Annotated in this window: 13 protein-coding genes; 7 read left to right on the forward strand and 6 right to left on the reverse strand. The window is 64.9% G+C overall.

Annotation, left to right across the window (positions count from 1 at the left end; genetic code table 11):
- Window positions 1–471: 471 nt before the first annotated feature.
- The 4 genes from ACH49N_RS25495 (at window position 472) to ACH49N_RS25510 (ending at window position 6,132) form a co-directional block, all read left to right on the forward strand.
- Complete coding sequence (locus tag ACH49N_RS25495) at window positions 472–1,419, forward strand: ABC transporter permease (protein ID WP_358275303.1); 948 nt, start codon at window positions 472–474, stop codon at window positions 1,417–1,419.
- Entirely contained in the window at window positions 1,416–3,398 is a 1,983-nt protein-coding gene (locus ACH49N_RS25500) for a dipeptide/oligopeptide/nickel ABC transporter permease/ATP-binding protein (RefSeq protein WP_358275302.1), read from the forward strand. Before ACH49N_RS25495 ends, ACH49N_RS25500 begins: the two co-directional genes overlap by 4 nt.
- On the forward strand, window positions 3,395–4,444 hold the full coding sequence (locus ACH49N_RS25505) for an oligopeptide/dipeptide ABC transporter ATP-binding protein (RefSeq protein ID WP_358275300.1): 1,050 nt from the start codon (window positions 3,395–3,397) through the stop codon (window positions 4,442–4,444). The genes ACH49N_RS25500 and ACH49N_RS25505 overlap by 4 nt, the downstream gene beginning before the upstream one ends.
- 86 nt (window positions 4,445–4,530) lie before the next feature.
- Complete coding sequence (locus tag ACH49N_RS25510; RefSeq protein ID WP_358275298.1) at window positions 4,531–6,132, forward strand: ABC transporter substrate-binding protein; 1,602 nt, start codon at window positions 4,531–4,533, stop codon at window positions 6,130–6,132.
- 315 nt (window positions 6,133–6,447) lie between these two features.
- Here the strand turns inward: ACH49N_RS25510 and ACH49N_RS25515 are convergent, their stop codons facing one another.
- Window positions 6,448–9,942: a protein kinase gene (locus ACH49N_RS25515; RefSeq protein ID WP_358275297.1), complete on the reverse strand. Its 3,495-nt coding sequence runs from the start codon at window positions 9,940–9,942 to the stop codon at window positions 6,448–6,450.
- 144 nt (window positions 9,943–10,086) lie between these two features.
- On the opposite strand from ACH49N_RS25515, the gene ACH49N_RS25520 reads away from it, so the two are divergent.
- Entirely contained in the window at window positions 10,087–10,758 is a 672-nt protein-coding gene (locus tag ACH49N_RS25520) for a cyclase family protein (protein ID WP_358275296.1), read from the forward strand.
- A gap of 41 nt (window positions 10,759–10,799) precedes the next feature.
- Here the strand turns inward: ACH49N_RS25520 and ACH49N_RS25525 are convergent, their stop codons facing one another.
- The 3 genes from ACH49N_RS25525 to shbA form a co-directional block, all read right to left on the reverse strand.
- Window positions 10,800–11,090, reverse strand: a complete 291-nt coding sequence (locus tag ACH49N_RS25525) for a ubiquitin-like small modifier protein 1 (RefSeq protein ID WP_358275294.1) — start codon at window positions 11,088–11,090, stop codon at window positions 10,800–10,802.
- Window positions 11,087–12,187 carry an exo-alpha-sialidase gene (locus tag ACH49N_RS25530; RefSeq protein ID WP_358275292.1) on the reverse strand — a complete coding sequence of 367 codons (1,101 nt, stop codon included), beginning with the start codon at window positions 12,185–12,187 and terminating at the stop codon, window positions 11,087–11,089. The genes ACH49N_RS25525 and ACH49N_RS25530 overlap by 4 nt, the downstream gene beginning before the upstream one ends.
- Before the next feature lie 63 nt (window positions 12,188–12,250).
- Entirely contained in the window at window positions 12,251–12,841 is a 591-nt protein-coding gene (gene shbA, locus ACH49N_RS25535; RefSeq protein ID WP_358275291.1) for an RNA polymerase sigma factor ShbA, read from the reverse strand.
- A 177-nt stretch (window positions 12,842–13,018) separates the two neighbouring features.
- On the opposite strand from shbA, the gene ACH49N_RS25540 reads away from it, so the two are divergent.
- The gene (locus ACH49N_RS25540; RefSeq protein ID WP_159927345.1) at window positions 13,019–14,206 is read left to right on the forward strand and encodes an ATP-binding protein; all 1,188 of its coding nucleotides are present in this window, start codon (window positions 13,019–13,021) and stop codon (window positions 14,204–14,206) included.
- Between the two features lie 78 nt (window positions 14,207–14,284).
- Here ACH49N_RS25540 and ACH49N_RS25545 read toward each other — a convergent pair whose 3' ends face one another.
- A complete protein-coding gene (locus ACH49N_RS25545; RefSeq protein ID WP_358275415.1) occupies window positions 14,285–14,713 on the reverse strand; it encodes a CBS domain-containing protein in 429 nt (142 codons plus the stop codon).
- Between the two features lie 241 nt (window positions 14,714–14,954).
- Here ACH49N_RS25545 and ACH49N_RS25550 point away from each other — a divergent pair, with 241 nt between their 5' ends.
- Entirely contained in the window at window positions 14,955–15,641 is a 687-nt protein-coding gene (locus tag ACH49N_RS25550) for a M50 family metallopeptidase (protein WP_358275413.1), read from the forward strand.
- A gap of 16 nt (window positions 15,642–15,657) precedes the next feature.
- Here ACH49N_RS25550 and ACH49N_RS25555 read toward each other — a convergent pair whose 3' ends face one another.
- Entirely contained in the window at window positions 15,658–16,665 is a 1,008-nt protein-coding gene (locus tag ACH49N_RS25555) for an NAD(P)H-dependent glycerol-3-phosphate dehydrogenase (RefSeq protein WP_109333855.1), read from the reverse strand.
- Window positions 16,666–16,738 lie beyond the last annotated feature (73 nt).

The raw sequence follows: 16,738 nt of genomic DNA on the forward strand, positions 1-16,738 counted from the left end.
TTCGCCCGACGTAGAGCGTGATACCCCGAGCCGTTGAACGTCGGCGTCCGGGTTCACGATCACGATGACATAGGTGTTGGGGGCCGCACCTCGGGTATGCGCCCAGCGGATTCCGCGACCTATTTCACAACCGGATTCGTTCATTGCAGCACTGCAGCAACGTCACCCGCGGGATCGATGCACTTTCAAGCCACAAGAGCCCGCATAGGTTCGAGTTTCGAAGAGTGCATCGACTAATCGTCGCCAGCGGATCCCCCGTTCATCGGGCAGCTCCACTTCCCGGGGATATGGTGCGGAACAACTCATACTTTACAGCGTAACGTGATGTAGTGCACACTACCCTCTGACGAGGCCGTGTTCGGGAAACTACCGATGCCTGCCTCGGAACCCATTACGCTTCTACACTTCCAGGCTGGAGCCCAGCATGCTCACCCATTTTTTCCATGGCGAGACGGCAGAGCGGAGACCGCAATGGCCGCGCTGATACTGAGGAGGCTCGGGGCCCTGATCCCCGTGATGTTGTTGGTGTCATTCGTCGTCTTCATGCTGTCGACGCTTATTCCCGGTGACGCGGCCGCTGTGTTGGCCGGCGGCGATAACGCTACGCCGGAGCGCATCGCCCAAGTTCGTGCAGAGTTGGGTTTGGACCAGCCTTTGCCGGTTCAGTACTGGGACTGGCTGCGTCACGCGATTGTCCTGGACTTCGGTGACTCGCTGGTCGACCGGCGCTCCGTGACCGGGACCATCCAAGATCGGTTCCCGGTGACACTGACGCTCGCGCTCGCCGCGATCGCGTTTGGTGTGGTTGTCGGCGGTGTGGCCGGATTTGTGGCAGGCAAGCGGCCAGGCAGTGCACGCGACCGATTCGCAACGGTCGGCTCCAGCATCGGTATGGCGGTCCCCAACTTCTGGCTCGGAATGCTTCTCATCTCGGGGTTGTCTTTGCAGCTCGGATGGTTCCCACCAGGGGGTCTCCCGATGTTCGGTGAAGACCCCGTCGGCTGGGCCCGGTCGCTGGTGCTGCCGGCCATCGCGCTGGGGCTGCTCCCTGCGGCGATCATCATGCGGCAATTGCGGGCATCGCTGGTTGACGTCATGGGATCGCACTACGTCCGCACTGCCTGGGGCAAGGGTGGGGGAGCCGCCCGCGTCGTCGGCAAGCATGCATTGAAAAACGCGGCCATGCCGACAGTTACGGTGCTGGGTCTGACCATGGGATCGCTCATCGGAGGCTCCGTGTTGGTCGAGCAGATTTTCAGTATTCCCGGTCTCGGCACCCGACTACTGCAGGCCGTCCTCGACTCCGACTTGCCAATGATTCAGGGCATTGTGGTCTTCTTTGCCCTCATCCAGGTGCTGCTCATGCTCCTGGTCGACATCGCCTACAGTTTCCTCAACCCGAAGGTGCGTGCGTCTTGACCGGTCAGACACGTGAAGTCGTCGACGTTACGGACGCCATTGCAGCACCGCCGGCCGAACGTGGCAGCCGCGGTTCGTCGGGGCCACTCGCGAAGGCCATGCGACGATTCAGGAAGAACAACGCGGCGATGCTTGGCCTTGCCTGGCTGATCGTGATCGTTGCCTGTTCCATATTCGCCCCTCTCATCGCCCCCCACGATCCAGCGACCCAAGACTCCGTTCCATTCCTGGGTCCGTCATCGGACCACCTCTTGGGCACCGACGAACTCGGGCGGGATGTCTTCAGCCGACTGGTGTACGCATCGCAGGTTGCCCTGCAGGCAGCGTTCACGATCGTGGGTCTGGCGCTTATCATCGCGCTCGCTCTGGGTTTGACGGCTGGATACGTGGGCAAGAAATTCGACTACAGCGTCATGCGCGCGATGGACGCGCTCTCTAGCTTCCCTCCGCTGGTCTTCGCGATCGCCATCGCCGCAATGCTCGGCGCGAGTCTGGGAAGCACGACAATCGCCATCGCGGTCATCTTCGTCCCCGGACTTACCCGCCTAATTCGTGCCCAGACGCTTGCGGTCAAGGAGGAGACGTTCGTCGAAGCCTCACGTGCGATCGGAACCCGCACCCACACCATCCTGATGCGCAGAATTCTGCCGAACCTGGCGTCACCCTTGATCGTCCAGGTCACCGTGCTCCTCGGTGCCGCGCTGCTGGCCGAAGCATCGCTGAGCTTCGTCGGGCTGGGCGTGCAGCCACCCGATCCCAGCTGGGGTCAGATGCTGCGACGCGCATACGATGCGATCTTCGCCCACCCGTGGCAGATGCTGGCGCCCGGAATTGCGATCGCCCTGACAGTCCTCGCCTGGAACGTCATCGGGGATGGGCTGCGCGACTCCCTGGGCCACCAACCAGTGAAGGCGCCTCGCGCCATCCGACGGGGGGCGGGGCTGGGGGTCACGTCGGTCAAGGAGAATCGGACCGCCACCAAGCAGCCGTCGTCGAGTGCGGTGCTCTCCGTCCGTGATCTCGAGATCCGCTTCGCTACGGAATCGGGAGCGGTCACCGTGGTTGACGGCGTGAGCTTCGATATCGAGCCGGGCGAGATCGTGGGGCTGGTCGGCGAGAGTGGATGTGGCAAGTCCATGACATCGCTCGGCATCATGCGGCTGGTTCCCACGCCGCCGGGATGGATCGAGCGCGGATCGGTGACTTTCGACGGCCGCGACCTCACTTCGATGTCGGCCAGGGAATTGCGGTCGGTCCGCGGCAAGGACATCTCGATGATTTTCCAGGACCCGATGTCCAGCCTCAACCCCGCATTCACCATCGGCAATCAACTGACTGAAACCGTGCGACTCCACACCGACCTGACCGCGAGTGCGGCCAAGACCCGCTCAGCTGAATTGCTCGACATGGTTGGCATCTCCGACCCGCATGTGCGCCTTGACCAGTACCCTCACCAGCTCTCTGGCGGCATGCGGCAGCGAGTGATGATCGCCCAAGCTCTAGCGTGCGAACCGCGATTGTTGATCGCAGACGAACCAACCACAGCCCTGGACGTGACCATCCAGGCAGAAGTGCTCGATCTGTTGCGCTCGCTGCAACGAGAGCTCGGCATGTCGATGATCCTCGTGACCCATGACCTCGGGGTCGTGGCGGACATCTGTGATCGGGTGGTGGTGATGTACGCCGGTCAGGTTGTGGAGCAGGCACCGGTTGACGAGCTCTTTCGGCAACCCAGGCACGTGTACACCCAAGCACTGATGAAGGCGATGCCTCAGCTTGCTGGGCGTGGGGAAAGGCTCACCGCGATCCCCGGAACGGTGCCGCTGCCGTCCGCGTTCCCGGAGGGATGCCGATTCGCGCCGCGCTGTCCGCACAGCCGTGTCGAGTGCGACCGACCGATGCAGTTGACGCAACCGGAACCTGCGCACCAAGTCCGCTGCATCCGCTCCGACGAGCTGCTGGAGGTCGTCTCCTCATGAATGACAATGTCCTCGAACTTCACGATGTGCGAAAAACCTTCACCGTCGACAAGAACCTGATGGGGCGAGGTACCCGGCACGTGACGGCCGTTGCCGGCGTCAGCTTGTCGCTCAGACCAGGGCGAACGCTGGGGCTGGTAGGAGAGTCCGGTTCGGGAAAATCCACCCTTGGTCGGTTGGCCCTGCGGCTGGATGCGCCCACGAATGGCCACGTCATGTTCGACGGTAAGGAGATCACTTCCCTCCGCGGTGCGGCGTTACGTGCATTGCGGCGTCAGATGCAAGTCGTCTTCCAGGATCCCTACTCGTCCTTTGATCCCATGGCCACCGTGGGGTCCAGCGTCGCAGAGCCGTTGCGGACCCACCAATTACTCCCGCGGTCCGCTCATCAAGATCGAGTCGCTGAACTACTGGCCACCGTCGGCCTGCAACCGTCTCATGGGCAGCGCTATCCACAGGAGCTCTCGGGTGGACAGTTGCAGAGGGTTGCCATCGCGCGTGCTTTGGCCTGTGGGCCCAAGCTGCTTGTGCTCGACGAGCCGGTCAGCGCGCTCGACGTTTCCACGCAGGCGGACGTCATCAATCTACTCACCGACCTTCAACGCGACCGACATGTCGCCTATCTTTTCATCGCACACGACCTGGCCGTCGTGCGACACGTCAGTCACGACATCGCGGTCATGTACCTGGGACAAGTAGTGGAATACGGGTCCGCAGAGGAGGTTTACACCCGTCCTCGCCATCCATACACGCAGGCACTGCTCTCCGCGATCCCGGTAGCAGATCCCGCGGTGCAGCGGGCTCGAGAGCGGATCGAGCTGAAAGGCGAGATTCCCTCGCCTGCGAACCCGCCTCAGGGCTGCCGATTCCATACCCGTTGTGCTCATGTCATGGAAATCTGTCGGACAGTCGAGCCGGAGGCGTATGTTGGGCCCGCCGGTGTGATGGCACGCTGCCATCTGCACACACATGGCCCTCAACTCGCTGGGCGATCCGTCACCGACCTCCCCATGCCGCAGCCGGCACCCAGCTCCGGGCGAGCATAGGAATACGGGTGTTCACTCGCAGGTCAGAGGGTCACGAGCCGAGCCTTCACTCACATCACCACCGCCCCAGGAATGCTTTCGCCGCTATGAATTTTTCTCTTACCAGGAGGCCAGCAAGGATGAGACGTCATATCACCGCCCTAGGAATCGGGCTGCTCTTAAGTTTCGCCATGTTGTTGTCCGCGTGCGGATCCGGCAGCAACGCAAGCTCCAGCGGAGAATACGATCCCGACGGAGTGTTCGTCCGGGGTGTCGACCTGACATTTCAGGGAGGCATCAGCTTCGATCCAGCCACCATCGGGCCCGGTTGGTACGGATACGTTTATCCGGTGACGAACTCGTGGCTGAAGATTGACGAAAACGGCGAGTACGTCATGGATCTTGCAGAGGAAGTTACTGTCGCCAACCCTACGACGGTCAGCGTGACCATGCGCCCCGACCTGAAGTTCAGTAACGGTGAGACGCTGGACGCGCAGGCCGCCATAAACAGCATCAAGCGCACCATAGAGGCTCAGCCCCCAGGGTTGCGCTTGTCGGAACTCAAACTTGTCAACTCGATGACAATAGACTCGCCTACCAAGTTCACCATTCAGCTGACCGAGCCGAGAATGGCATTGTTCTACCCACTGTTGGCGGACGCCGAGACCGCCCCGGTGTCGCCGAAAACCATCAGCGCGCCAGGCAATCACAACGGAGATGTCATCACTGCGGGTCCATTCAAGCTGGAATCGTTCGAACCGGGTGCCAGAGTGCGAATGGTCAAGAACGACTTGTACTGGAATGCGGACAACGTTAAGTTGGCGGGCATCGAATATCGGCACATCGGCGACGGGGCAGCCGGGATGAACGGGCTGCGCGGCGGCACCATCGATTTCGTCGCCGGTCTCAACCTGGTCTCGGAATCTGATGCGTCCGCGTTGGGTGGAGCCTTACAGGGCTATTCCAACCGCCTCCCCGGCACGGACTCTGCATTGTTCTGCATGCGAGAGGGCGAGCCGCTCGGCGACCTCAGGGTGCGCCAGGCCCTCAACTACGGCACGGACCGTGACAGGGTCAACGAGTTGTACACGGGCGGGAAGAGCGAGGCGGCTGTGGGTCTCGTGCCGAGTGGTCACCGGTTGTTCGCGGAGGACCTCGCAAACGCCTACCCCTACGACGTTCAGAAAGCCAAGGACCTTCTCGCAGACGCCGGCTACGCCAACGGCCTGAATCTCGAGGCCGTCGTTATGCCGAACGAGTCCAAGCACTTCGAGATTCTGCAGGCCCAATGGAAGGAGATCGGCGTTGACCTTCAGCTCACCGCCGCAACTGACCTCAATGAGCAGTGGTATCAAGCAAAGGGAGCGAACGGAGAGGTGGCGGGAGTGCCCATGCTCCGCGGGATCCCGGGAACGTTCTTCCGCTTGTTGACCAGTGACGCCGTCTCCAACGCTTGCTCGTACCCGGTGCCCGCGCTGGACACGTGTGCCGAGGCTCTGGCCGCGCTGGACCCGGCGAGTGACGAGTTCGTTGCCAAGGCGGTGGAGTGCCAGGAGATTGCATTCAAGGATTCTGCGCTCACCGTGAACACGATCTTCATCCTGGATAACGGTGGCTACAACAAGAGCCGGATCGGTGACTTGCCTATGCAGAGTGATCCACTCGGGCAAAAGCAGCCCGACGTGACGAAGTTGTACATGACGAGGTAGTCGTACGCACATACTGCAGGTGGCCCGCGTCAGCATTGGCGCGGGCCACGCTGCGTGTGAACCGCGAATCATGCCCGACCGGGCGCAGGACAGTGCGAAGTCAGATTTTTGATCAACACGGCAGTCGCCGAGGTGCTATGAGCAGAACAGCGTGACCGCGTTACGCTCACCGAACAACGTCACGGGCGAGCGCACCTTGGAAGTCGCCGGAGTGTGTGTTGCAGTTGGGCACGATTTGCGCGACCCGTGTCGATCGAATCCATCGACACGCCGTCACTGCCTCGGTCAGTGGCTGCTCCGCGATGAATGATCCACTCACAAGGTGTACGGGGCAGTCGACGCCTGGATCTGTTCGAGGAATTCGGGTGGGACGGCAGGCCACTCCGGCTGCCAGTCGCCGGCCAGTTGATCTGCCCGCAGATCTGCGGAGAGGGCGACGACGAGCGGTCCACCGTCGGGGAGAATGCGGCGAAGACCCCGGACGGCGCAGATGGACGCCACGGAAGCGAGTACTTTCTTGGCCTCGTCTTCGCGGCCCGCCGCGGCAAGGCACGCCACCAGCAGTCGATCGGCCAGGAGCAGCGCCCGTCGGCGTCCGCTGCCCTCCAGCCTGCCGGTCCACTCGTGCGCCCATGTGCAGGCCAGCTCGATGTTCTCCTGGGAACGGGTGGCGAGGAGGAGACGGATGGCGGTGGCTTCTTCTACCTGCGCTGTGATCGAGTTCAGCCCGTGCACCGGTCGGCGCCGCTCTGCATAGGTGATCGGTGTGGCTGCTCCGAGTGCGGGATGGGCGGAGATCCCCAATCTTCGGCGCTCGTTCTCCACGCGGGCCTTCAGGCGCGGAAGTCGATGCGCAGTGGCGATTTCGTAGCCTTCGTGCAGCCGGCGGGCGGCTTCGTCGCGGTCATTGCGGAGTGCCTTGATATGGGCCCCAGTGACGTACCGGGCGATCTTGAAGTCCACGCCGCCGCTTTCCGCGCCGAGGCGGTACCCGTCGTCGAGAAGCTGCTCCGCCTCGTCGAGTTCGCCCCGCTCGTAGAGGAGCTCGCCGAGAAGGGAACCCGCGAGCCGGCCCGAGGGCGCGTGCACTCCGCCGGCTTTCCGCGCGCCACCCCTTGCCTTGCGGAAGCGCTTCTCCGCCTCGTCGACGTCGAGTTCTTCCTGCGCGCAGATGCCGACGTAGCATTCACCGTGAACCATGTTGTGCGGTCCCTTGTTCCGCTGGTAATAGGGTTGGGCGCGTTCCTGCAGCCGTCGCGCTTCGGCGAAGTCGAATCGATACACCGCGGCGAAGGTGGCGACGTTGGAAGCGGCCGACACCACCCAGGGGTGCAATGATTCCGGCTGGGCGAGGCTCTCGGCGACGAGTTCGTCGATGTCGTCGATCCGGTCGGCGCGCAGTTCACCGACCCCGCGGACAGCACCGATCTCGGCGCGGAGATCCGCGATGTCCCCCGCGTCGAGTTCGCTGTGTTCAAGGGCACGCTCGGCCAGTTCGAGGGCCCGCCGCGCCGGATCCATGCGGCTCAACATCATGTCTGCCCAGGCCACGGTGATCTGCAGTCGGGCACTGCGCTGCACCAACCGCGGCGGGAGCTTGCCGACCAGGGAGAGCAGTGTCGCGGTCTGCGAATGCTCGAAGAGCGACAACCCGTCGGCCTCAACCAACTCGACGGCCCGTTGTTCGTCACCGGCCGCCAGAGCATGATCGACAGCCTCCCGGAGCAGTCCGTGGTTGCAGAACCAATCCGACGCTGCCCGATGAAGTTCCCGAAGACGTTCGGGCTGATCGCGTTCGAGCCTTCTGCGGAGAAATTCGGCGAAGAGGGTGTGGTAGCGAAACCACGTCCGCTCGTCGTCGATGTGACGGAGGAACAGATCCCGGTCCTCCGCCTCCTCGAGCATGGCCTGCCCCCGCGCCGTGTCTGCGAGGGTGCAGGCGAGGCGTCCACAGATGCGGTCGGTGATCGACGTGGCGAGCAGAAAGTCGAGCATCGCCGGTTCGAGGGTGTCGAGGACGTTCTCGGCGAGAAATTCGCCGATCGCGTGATGCCGTCCCGACAGCCCGGCGATGAGTTCCCCGGGATCGGATCGGCCCCGCAACGACAACGAGGCCAGCTGCAGCGCCGCCACCCAGCCGTCGGTGGAATCTCGGAGTTCGGTGACGTCGTCGTTCTCGAGGGGCAGGCCACCGAGGTCGACGAGGAACTCTCGCGCCTCACCGTTGTCGAAACGGAGTTCGGCATAATCGATTTCGACCAGTTCGTCTTTGACTCTCATCCGGCTCATCGGCAGGCCCGCCCGGGTTCGGCTCGCGACGATCACCTGCAGGTGGTGACACCCGTTGTCGAGGAGGAACTCCAGGGCGGCGATCGTCGCCGGATCGGACACCCGTTGCCAGTCGTCGATGATCAGAGCGACGCGTTCACCGCTCGAGTGGATCTGGTTGACGAGGGAGGTGAGTACGTACCGCTCGGCCTCGTTGTCGTGCTCTTCGAGAACCTGACCGAGTTCCTCGGCCAAACTCGGCCGCACGTGCCGGATCGCCTCGATGAGGTGCGCGACGAACCAGACCACGTTGTCGTCGTCGTTGTCGACGGTCAGCCATGCGACGGCCACACCGTCCGCGGTCAGGACATCACGCCACTGCACAGCCAGGGTGCTCTTCCCGAAACCGGTCGGGCCGTGGATGACTGTGAGTAGCCGGCGACGGCCGGCCCGCAACAAGTCGATGAGGCGTGCACGCTCCACCAGTCGCCGGGTGGGCACCGGCGGCCGGAACCGGGTAGCCGGCGTCGGCGGAGGCGTCGAGGTGTCCCGTCGCCTGCCGGTGGTGGAACGAGGGGTGTCACCGGTTGTGGTGCCGGACGGTGCGGCATCGGCGGGATGGACGACGACGATGCCTTTGTCGACGGGCATCGCCATCTCGTCGACGGTCAGCCCGTGACGGCGTTCGATGTCGCGGAGTTCGTCTCCGAACGCGGCGGCGGAGGCCGGACGCTCCTCCGGGTTACCGGACATCGCCCGTTGGATCACGTCGCTCACGTCGTCGGGAAAGCCTTCCTGGCGCAGATCGGGCACGGGCTGGGTGGTGATCCGCAGGAACTGGGCGATCACCTCCTCGCCGTGGTGCCGCTCGAACGCGGCATGACCGGTGATGGCGCTGAACAGCGTGGCGCCCAGGCTGTACACGTCGGACGCCGCGGTCGGTGCCCGTCCCGACAGCACTTCGGGCGAGGTGAACGCCGGTGATCCCGTGACTGTGCCGGCCGACGTCTCGAAAGCCCCGGACATCCGTGCGATTCCGAAGTCGGTGAGCTGCGGCTCGCCGTATTCGGTGAGGAGGATGTTGCCGGGTTTCACGTCGCGGTGGAGTATTCCCACCCTGTGGGCGGTCTCCAGGGCGCCGGCGAGTTTGACGCCGATTCGGAGCGCCTCGCTCCACGGCACGGGACCCCTTCTACGGATCTGCATGTCGAGCGAGTCGTGGGGATGAAATTGCATCACGATGAAGGGTTTGCCGCTGTCCGTAGCGCCGACCTGCATGATGTTGACGATGTGTGGGTGTCCGCTCAATCTGCCCATCGCGCGTTGTTCCCGCAAGAATCGTTCGAGGTTTTCTGCGTCGAGTTCCGCGGTGAGCACCTTCACGGCGACGGTCCGGTCGAGCTGGGGTTGCATACAGCGGTAGACCACTCCGAATCCGCCGCGGCCGATTTCTACGGCATCCTCGAGCCCGACAGCGGAGAGTTCGGCTGCGAGCGTGGGAGCGGCGCCACGCTGAGTCGCGAGCGGATCAAATTCGGCCATCGTCGGCCTCGACCTGACGTTGTGGCGTCAGCAACCGCGCGGGCATGCAACCACCTCTTTGCTCGTCGTCGAGCATATCGTGGCGCGCAGTTCCGTGCCGCCGCCACAGCGTGCACATGCCCGCGAACCATGGACAATCGAACGATGCCACACGTGCGGAGAATCGTGGACCTTTCCCACACGATCGGTCCCGGAATGCCGGTGTATCCCGGTGATCCGGTGCCGATGCTGACGCCGCACCGCACGATCGAACGCGATGGCTACAACGTCATGGGTGTCCGTTTCGGATCGCAATCCGGCACCCATGTAGATGCGCCCGCCCACATGGATGCGACCGGCGCCACCGTCGACGCCCTGCCGCCGGAGCTGTTCGTCGGCCGCGGAGTGTTGTTCGACGTCCGCGATCTCGGTGCGCGCGAACGTATTACCGTTGATGCGATCCGGGCCGCTGCCGAACGCGTACGGCCCGGCGACATCGCCCTGTTTCATACCGGATGGTCGCGTTATTACGGCAGCGACGCCTATTACACGCACCCCTATCTCGATCCCGATGCCTGCGAATTACTGCTCGATCGGGGAGTTCGGACATTTTGCGTCGACGCACCGAGTGTCGACGAGACGCCCTCCGCCGGGCAGGCCGAGAACGGATATCCGGTGCACCACCTGATCGCCGCTGCCGGGGGAGTGATCGGCGAGAACCTGTGCCGCCTCGACCTCATCGACTTCCCCGACCCCCTCGTCAGCCTGTTGCCGATCACCATCGAGGGCTCGGACGGCGCCCCCACCCGTGCGGTGGCGCTCGACCTCGGGTACTGATGTCGACGGCGCGCTCGAACCACGTGCACGCGCGGTGGGTGTCAGCCTCCGGCGACCGACTGCAGAATCTGTATTTCCTGTCCGGACGCTACTTCGGTGCTCACGCCGCTCAGTAGGCGAACGTCCTCGCCGTCCACGTAGACGTTGACGTACCGGCGCAGGGCGCCGGTCTCGTCACGAATGCGCCTGCCGAGCACCGGGTACCTCTCGGCGAGAACGTCGAGGACGGCGGCCACTGTCGCCACGGAGTCGATAGCCACGTCGATGGTGCGTTCACCGCCCACGATCGAGGCGAGGGCGCGCGGAACCCGAACGGACACCGCCCCGGTCACGGCACGGCCACCACCGCCGCGCGCACACAGAGGACGTCGGGAACGTGTCCGATCACCTCGGTGAACGTGGCGCCCTCGTCGGCGCTCGCATACACGGCACCGCCGCGCGTACCGAAATACACTCCCGCGGGGTCGGCGGTGTCGACCGACGCGGCGTCACGCAGCACCACGTTGTACTCGCGTTCGGGTAAGCCGCGGTCGAGCCGGGTCCAGGTGTTGCCGGCATCCTCGCTGCGGTACACGGCGAGGCGGCCGTCCGGTGGGATCCGTTCGGCGTCCGCCTCGATCGGCACCACCCACACCGTGCCCTCGCGAGACGGGTGGGTGAGCAGGACGAAACCGAAGTCCGACGGCAACCCGTCGGCAATCGACTTCCACGTGTCGCCGTTGTCGTCGGATCGGTACACGCCGTGATGGTTCTGCGCGTACAGCCGATTCTCGGTCACCGCGTCACGGGCGATCTTGTGGACGCATTGCCCGAACTCCGGATTCGGATCCGGCAGGAAGCCCGCCGAGATGCCCGCATTGCGCGGCTGCCAGGTGCGGCCGCCGTCGGTGGTGCGGTAGACGCCGCCCGTGCTCATGGCGACGTGCACCGTGTCCTGGTGGCGGGGATGCGGAACCACGGAATGAGCTGCAGCGCCGCCGAACCCGGCACCCCACTGCGACCGGTGCGGGTGGTCCCACAGCGCGCGCTCGAGTTCGAAGTGCTCGCCGTTGTCCAGGGATCGCCACACCGAAATCGGTTCACAGCCCGCCCACACGACACCGGGCCGGTCTTCGCTGTCCGGTTGGAGTTGCCAGATCCGCTCGAGCGCGGCGTCGTCGGTGTCACCGAATCGGATCGCCCCGTGGTCGGGTTCGACCCATGTGGCGCCCAGATCGTCGGAATGGGCGACGGTCGGTCCCCAGTGCTCCGACCGGACCCCCACGAGAATGCGGGTGCGGCCCGCGCGGGTGTCGATGCCGATGCTGGGGATTTCGTGCATCAAGAAGTGTGGGCCCGAAAACGACCACGTGTTGCGGTTTCGGCTGGTGGCCAGCCAGAGGCCCTTCTTGGTTCCGATCGCGAGCAAAACTGTGTCGGCTGCGCTCATCGTTACATCGGACCACTCGGTCCGGCGAATGGCAATGGTGCGATAGCACCTCGGGTGGTCAGGTCAGCTGGACAGGGAAAGCGACGCGTGGATCCGGGACCGCAGGTGGGCGAGCGCGCGGTGCTGGGCGACGCGAATGGCCCCTGGGGTGGTGTCGAGTACGCGAGCCGTCTGTTCGGCGGACATCCCGACCACGATGCGCATGAACACGATCTGCTGGTGCCGGACCGGGAGCGTCTGCACCAGTTCGTCCATCTCCCCCCGAAGTTCGGTGCGCAGCACGTGGTGCTCGGGCCCCTCGTCGATATCCACGGTGTGATGCGCGGTGGCCGATCGTGCGGTGGGCACCGACAGGCGATTGGCGCGCCGACGGGCATCGGACACCTTGTGTGCGGCGATACCGAAGATGAACGACAACAGGGATTTACCTTCGTCGCGGTAGGTGCGCAGTGCGCTCATCAATGCGAGGGAGACGTCTTGGGTGACGTCGTCGGCCGAGGCGTGCGGGTGTTCCACCGATTCGAGTCGGGAGGTGCAGTAGCGATGCACCACCGGGTGGGCGATGCGGAGAATCTCTTCCACGGCCTCCTCGTCCCCGACGGCGGCGAGGGGTGCGAGGCGCTCGAGCTGCGCTCTGACGTCCGTCTCGATCATGGTGTTCTCCCGTTCCGTGTGACTGCTTCCAGCCTCGGCGGAACGGGCGCCCGTCGATAGGCACCGAAGGGTGACGAACACCCACCCCCTCGTGCGCGTCGTGGACTTCATAGCGGGATCTAGGACACGCGCTAGATGTCCGCAGATTCGGCTATCGAGGTTGTTACCTTCGAGGCCATGGACCCCGTCCGTAATCCCTACGCCCCCGGTGCAGGCCAGCGTCCACCGGAGCTCGCGGGCCGAAGCAGACAGCTCGATGCGTTCGACGTGGTGCTCGAGCGGATCGCCCGCGGCCGTCCGGAACGCAGTGTGGTGCTCACCGGACTCCGCGGAGTCGGGAAGACGGTGCTGCTCAATCATCTGCGGTCGGCGGCCATCTCCCGCAGCTGGGGAACCGGCAAGATCGAGGCCCGCCCCGACCAGGACGTGCGCCGACCACTGTCGTCGGCGCTGCACATGGCAGTGCGCGAGATCGCGGGGGCACACCGCAACCCCGATCGGGTCGAGGAGTTCCTGGGCGTTCTGAAGTCGTTCGCGTTGCGGGCGACGGCGGACAAGGGCATGCGGGAGAGATGGCAACCCGGGATCGACGCCCCGGCCGTGAAGGGTCGGGCGGATTCGGGAGACATCGAGATCGATCTGGTGGAGTTGTTGCTCGACGCCTCCTCGCTGGCGCGAGATGTGGGCGTCGGGATCGCGCTGTTCATCGACGAGATGCAGGACCTCGGTGCCGCGGACGTCTCCGCGATCTGCGGCGCGTGCCACGAACTCAGCCAGGACGCGGCGCCGCTCATCGTGGTCGGTGCCGGTCTCCCGCACCTGCCTGCGGTGTTGTCGGCATCGAAGAGTTACTCGGAACGGCTCTTCAGTTACCACCGCATCGACCGGCTGGACCGGGCGTCGGCGGATCGCGCGCTCATCGCGCCCGCAGAGCGGGAAGATGTGAAGTTCGCCGATGAGGCTTTGGATGCGTTGTATGCGGCCGCCGACGGTTATCCCTATTTCGTGCAGGCGTACGGGAAGGCCACCTGGGATGTGGCTGCGGCCAGTCCGATCACCGAGGAAGACGTGCGGGTGGCGGCACCGACCGCGGAAGAGGAACTCGCCGTGGGGTTCTTCGGTTCCCGCTACGAGCGCGCGACCCCCGCCGAACGCGAGTACATGCGGGCGATGGCGGATCTCGCGGGCGACGACGGCCCCGTCGCGACAGCAGCGATCGCCGCCGAACTCGGTCGTAAGCCGGCCTCGTTGTCACCCGCCCGGGACGGCCTGATCAAAAAGGGCTTGATCTATTCGGCCGAGCGTGGATCCATCGGGTTCACCGTCCCGCACTTCGGCCGGTATCTGCGCGGCCAGAGCGACTGAGAGATCGGTAGTGCAATCTATCGCTTTCTAGGCTCATCGCTAGAGAGTCGAATACGACGCTAGCGGGAGTCGTGGAGTTCAGCCCTGATCGATGTAGTGCTCGAGCTGGTCGCGTTCGCTCTGCAGCTCGCCGATCCGGCTCTTCACCACGTCACCGATGCTGACGATGCCGACGAGCTGCCCCTCCACCACCACGGGCAGGTGCCGGATCCGGCGCTCGGTCATGGTCTCGGCGAGGCTGTCCACGCTGTCGGTGGGCAGACAGGTGAACACCGAAGTGCTCATGATGTCCGCGACCCGTGCCCTCAGCACATCGGGTCCACGCTCGTGAATCTTGCGCACGACGTCGCGCTCGGTCACGATGCCGACCAACGAGCCCTTCTCGAGCACCACCAGCGCGCCCACATTGTGCTGGGCGAGCTCGTCGACGACGCTGCTCACCGACGTATCGGCGTCGACCGTCGCTACCGCCGTACCCTTGCTCCGCAATACATCCGCGATCCGCATCTGGACACCCCGATCCATCCGCACTCGTACCCGCCGGGTCGATCGCGGGCAACTATCGAGCCTAGGCCAGCGCTACGGCAGCTCTCCGCATGTTTACCTACTCGTGACCGTAGTCTTGCGAAGGATCCTGCTCCTCGGGTAACGCCGCTCCTCCGTACACTCGGCGCCGATGACTCAGGTGAGCGGGGCCGCCGCATACGACGCGGCGGGTGTAGACGGTATTCGATCGCTGTGGGAGCGCGTGAGCGCGATCAGCCCCACCCCGGCGACATGGATCGTCCAAGTGGTAGCAGTGGTCGCGGTGGTGCTCGTTCTCGAGCCCCACGCCTGGCGCATCACGCGCAACGTGGTGACGATCATCCACGAGGGTGCGCACCTCGTGGTCGCGCTGCTTTTCGGTAGACGACTGAAAGGTGTCCGGCTGCACTCGGATACGTCCGGGGTCGCGATTTCGTCGGGCAAGCCCACGGGACTCGGTGTCGTTCTCATGACCTTTGCGGGGTATGTGGGTCCCGCGGTCCTCGGCCTCGGCGCAGCCTGGGTGCTCGGGACCCGCCATGCCGTCGCGGTGCTCTGGATCGGGGTGGTGGCACTCGCCGCCATGCTGATCCTGGTTCGGAACCTCTACGGGCTGTTCTCCCTCACCGTCGTCGGAGCCCTGCTGTTCGGATTGGCCTGGCTCGGCACGGAGCAGCAGCAAGTGGCGGCTGCCTACCTGATCACGTCCTTCATGCTGGTGGCGTCACCGCGGCCGGTCATCGAACTACAGCGGAGTCGGGCACGGCGGGCCGCCCCCGACTCCGACGCCGATCAGCTGGCGCGGCTCACCCGTGTTCCCGGCATCGTCTGGGTGGGTCTCTTCCTGCTGGTCAACATCGGATGTCTCCTGCTCGGGGGCTGGTGGATCCTCCGTCCGGTCGGGGCGTGATCGCCGGCCCCGCTCGTCACGCGACCTCGTGCTCGCTGCCCGCCGCGACCTTGCGCAGGCCGCGGTAGGCACCTTCCGCTGTCTGTCGCCCCGCCACCACGGCTTCCACCTCGGCGGCGATAGGCATGTCCACACCGTGGTCACGGGCGAGTTCCATGACGGTCGGTGCGGTCTTGACACCCTCTGCAACCTGGCCGAGTTGGGCGACGGCCTCCTCCACGGTCAGCCCGCGGGCCAGCGCTTCGCCCACCCGGCGGTTACGGGAACTGGGGCTCATGCACGTCGCGATCAGGTCACCGACACCGGTGAGGCCGGCGAAGGTTCGTGGGTTGGCGCCCATCGCCTCGCCGAGCCTGGTCATCTCGGCGAGCCCTCGGGCGAGCACCATAGCCCTAGTGTTGTCGCCGACGTCGAGTCCGTCGGCCATACCCGACGCGATGGCCACGATGTTCTTGAGCACGCCACCGAGCTCGCACCCGAGCACGTCGGTGTTGCGGTAGACGCGGAAGACGGGGGACGCGAACAGTGGCTGCAGGGCGGTCGCTACTCGAACGTCCTGGGTGGCCACGACGGAAGCCGCGGCAAGTCCGTCGACGATCTCCCGAGCGATGTTCGGCCCCGCGAGGAGCCCGACGGGATGGCCGGGGAGGCATTCCGCGATCACCTCGGTGGGACGCAGCCGTGTGCCGGGCTCGAGTCCCTTGGCCAGCGACAGCACCGGTACCCACGCGCGCACCTCGTTGGCGATCTGCGAGAGGGTGCCGCGGACGGCATGTGAGGGCACCCCGACGACGAGGACGTCTGCCTCCTGCGCTGCCTCGACGAGGTCGGCGGTCGCGCGCATCGAGTCGGGGAGGACGCGGTCACCGAGGTACCGGGAGTTCCGGTGGACGGTGTTGATCTCGTCGGCGGTGTCCGAGCTCCGCGCCCACAAGAGGGTCGGTGTGTTCCGCGCCGCCAGTCCGGCCACCGTGGTTCCCCACGAGCCCGCTCCGAGAACGACGACGCGTACCGGCCGGGCCATTATCGATCACTCCTGTATCGATCACTCCTGTATCGATCACTAATGGGGCGAATAGGGTTCATACCGTCAAGCG

The organism is Rhodococcus sp. NPDC019647 (assembly GCF_044389235.1).
GTDB classification, from domain to species: domain Bacteria; phylum Actinomycetota; class Actinomycetes; order Mycobacteriales; family Mycobacteriaceae; genus Rhodococcus_F; species Rhodococcus_F oxybenzonivorans.

Bases quoted from the DNA above. Each gene is read 5' to 3' on its own strand.
- ACH49N_RS25495 (WP_358275303.1), top strand. From the start codon at position 472: ATGGCCGCGCTGATACTGAGGAGGCTCGGGGCCCTGATCCCCGTGATG.
- ACH49N_RS25505 (WP_358275300.1), top strand. From the start codon at position 3,395: ATGAATGACAATGTCCTCGAACTTCACGATGTGCGAAAAACCTTCACC.
- ACH49N_RS25510 (WP_358275298.1), top strand. From the start codon at position 4,531: ATGAATTTTTCTCTTACCAGGAGGCCAGCAAGGATGAGACGTCATATC.
- ACH49N_RS25515 (WP_358275297.1), bottom strand. From the start codon at position 9,942: ATGGCCGAATTTGATCCGCTCGCGACTCAGCGTGGCGCCGCTCCCACG.
- ACH49N_RS25520 (WP_358275296.1), top strand. From the start codon at position 10,087: ATGCCACACGTGCGGAGAATCGTGGACCTTTCCCACACGATCGGTCCC.
- ACH49N_RS25530 (WP_358275292.1), bottom strand. From the start codon at position 12,187: ATGAGCGCAGCCGACACAGTTTTGCTCGCGATCGGAACCAAGAAGGGC.
- shbA (WP_358275291.1), bottom strand. From the start codon at position 12,841: ATGATCGAGACGGACGTCAGAGCGCAGCTCGAGCGCCTCGCACCCCTC.
- ACH49N_RS25540 (WP_159927345.1), top strand. From the start codon at position 13,019: ATGGACCCCGTCCGTAATCCCTACGCCCCCGGTGCAGGCCAGCGTCCA.
- ACH49N_RS25545 (WP_358275415.1), bottom strand. From the start codon at position 14,713: ATGCGGATCGCGGATGTATTGCGGAGCAAGGGTACGGCGGTAGCGACG.
- ACH49N_RS25555 (WP_109333855.1), bottom strand. From the start codon at position 16,665: ATGGCCCGGCCGGTACGCGTCGTCGTTCTCGGAGCGGGCTCGTGGGGA.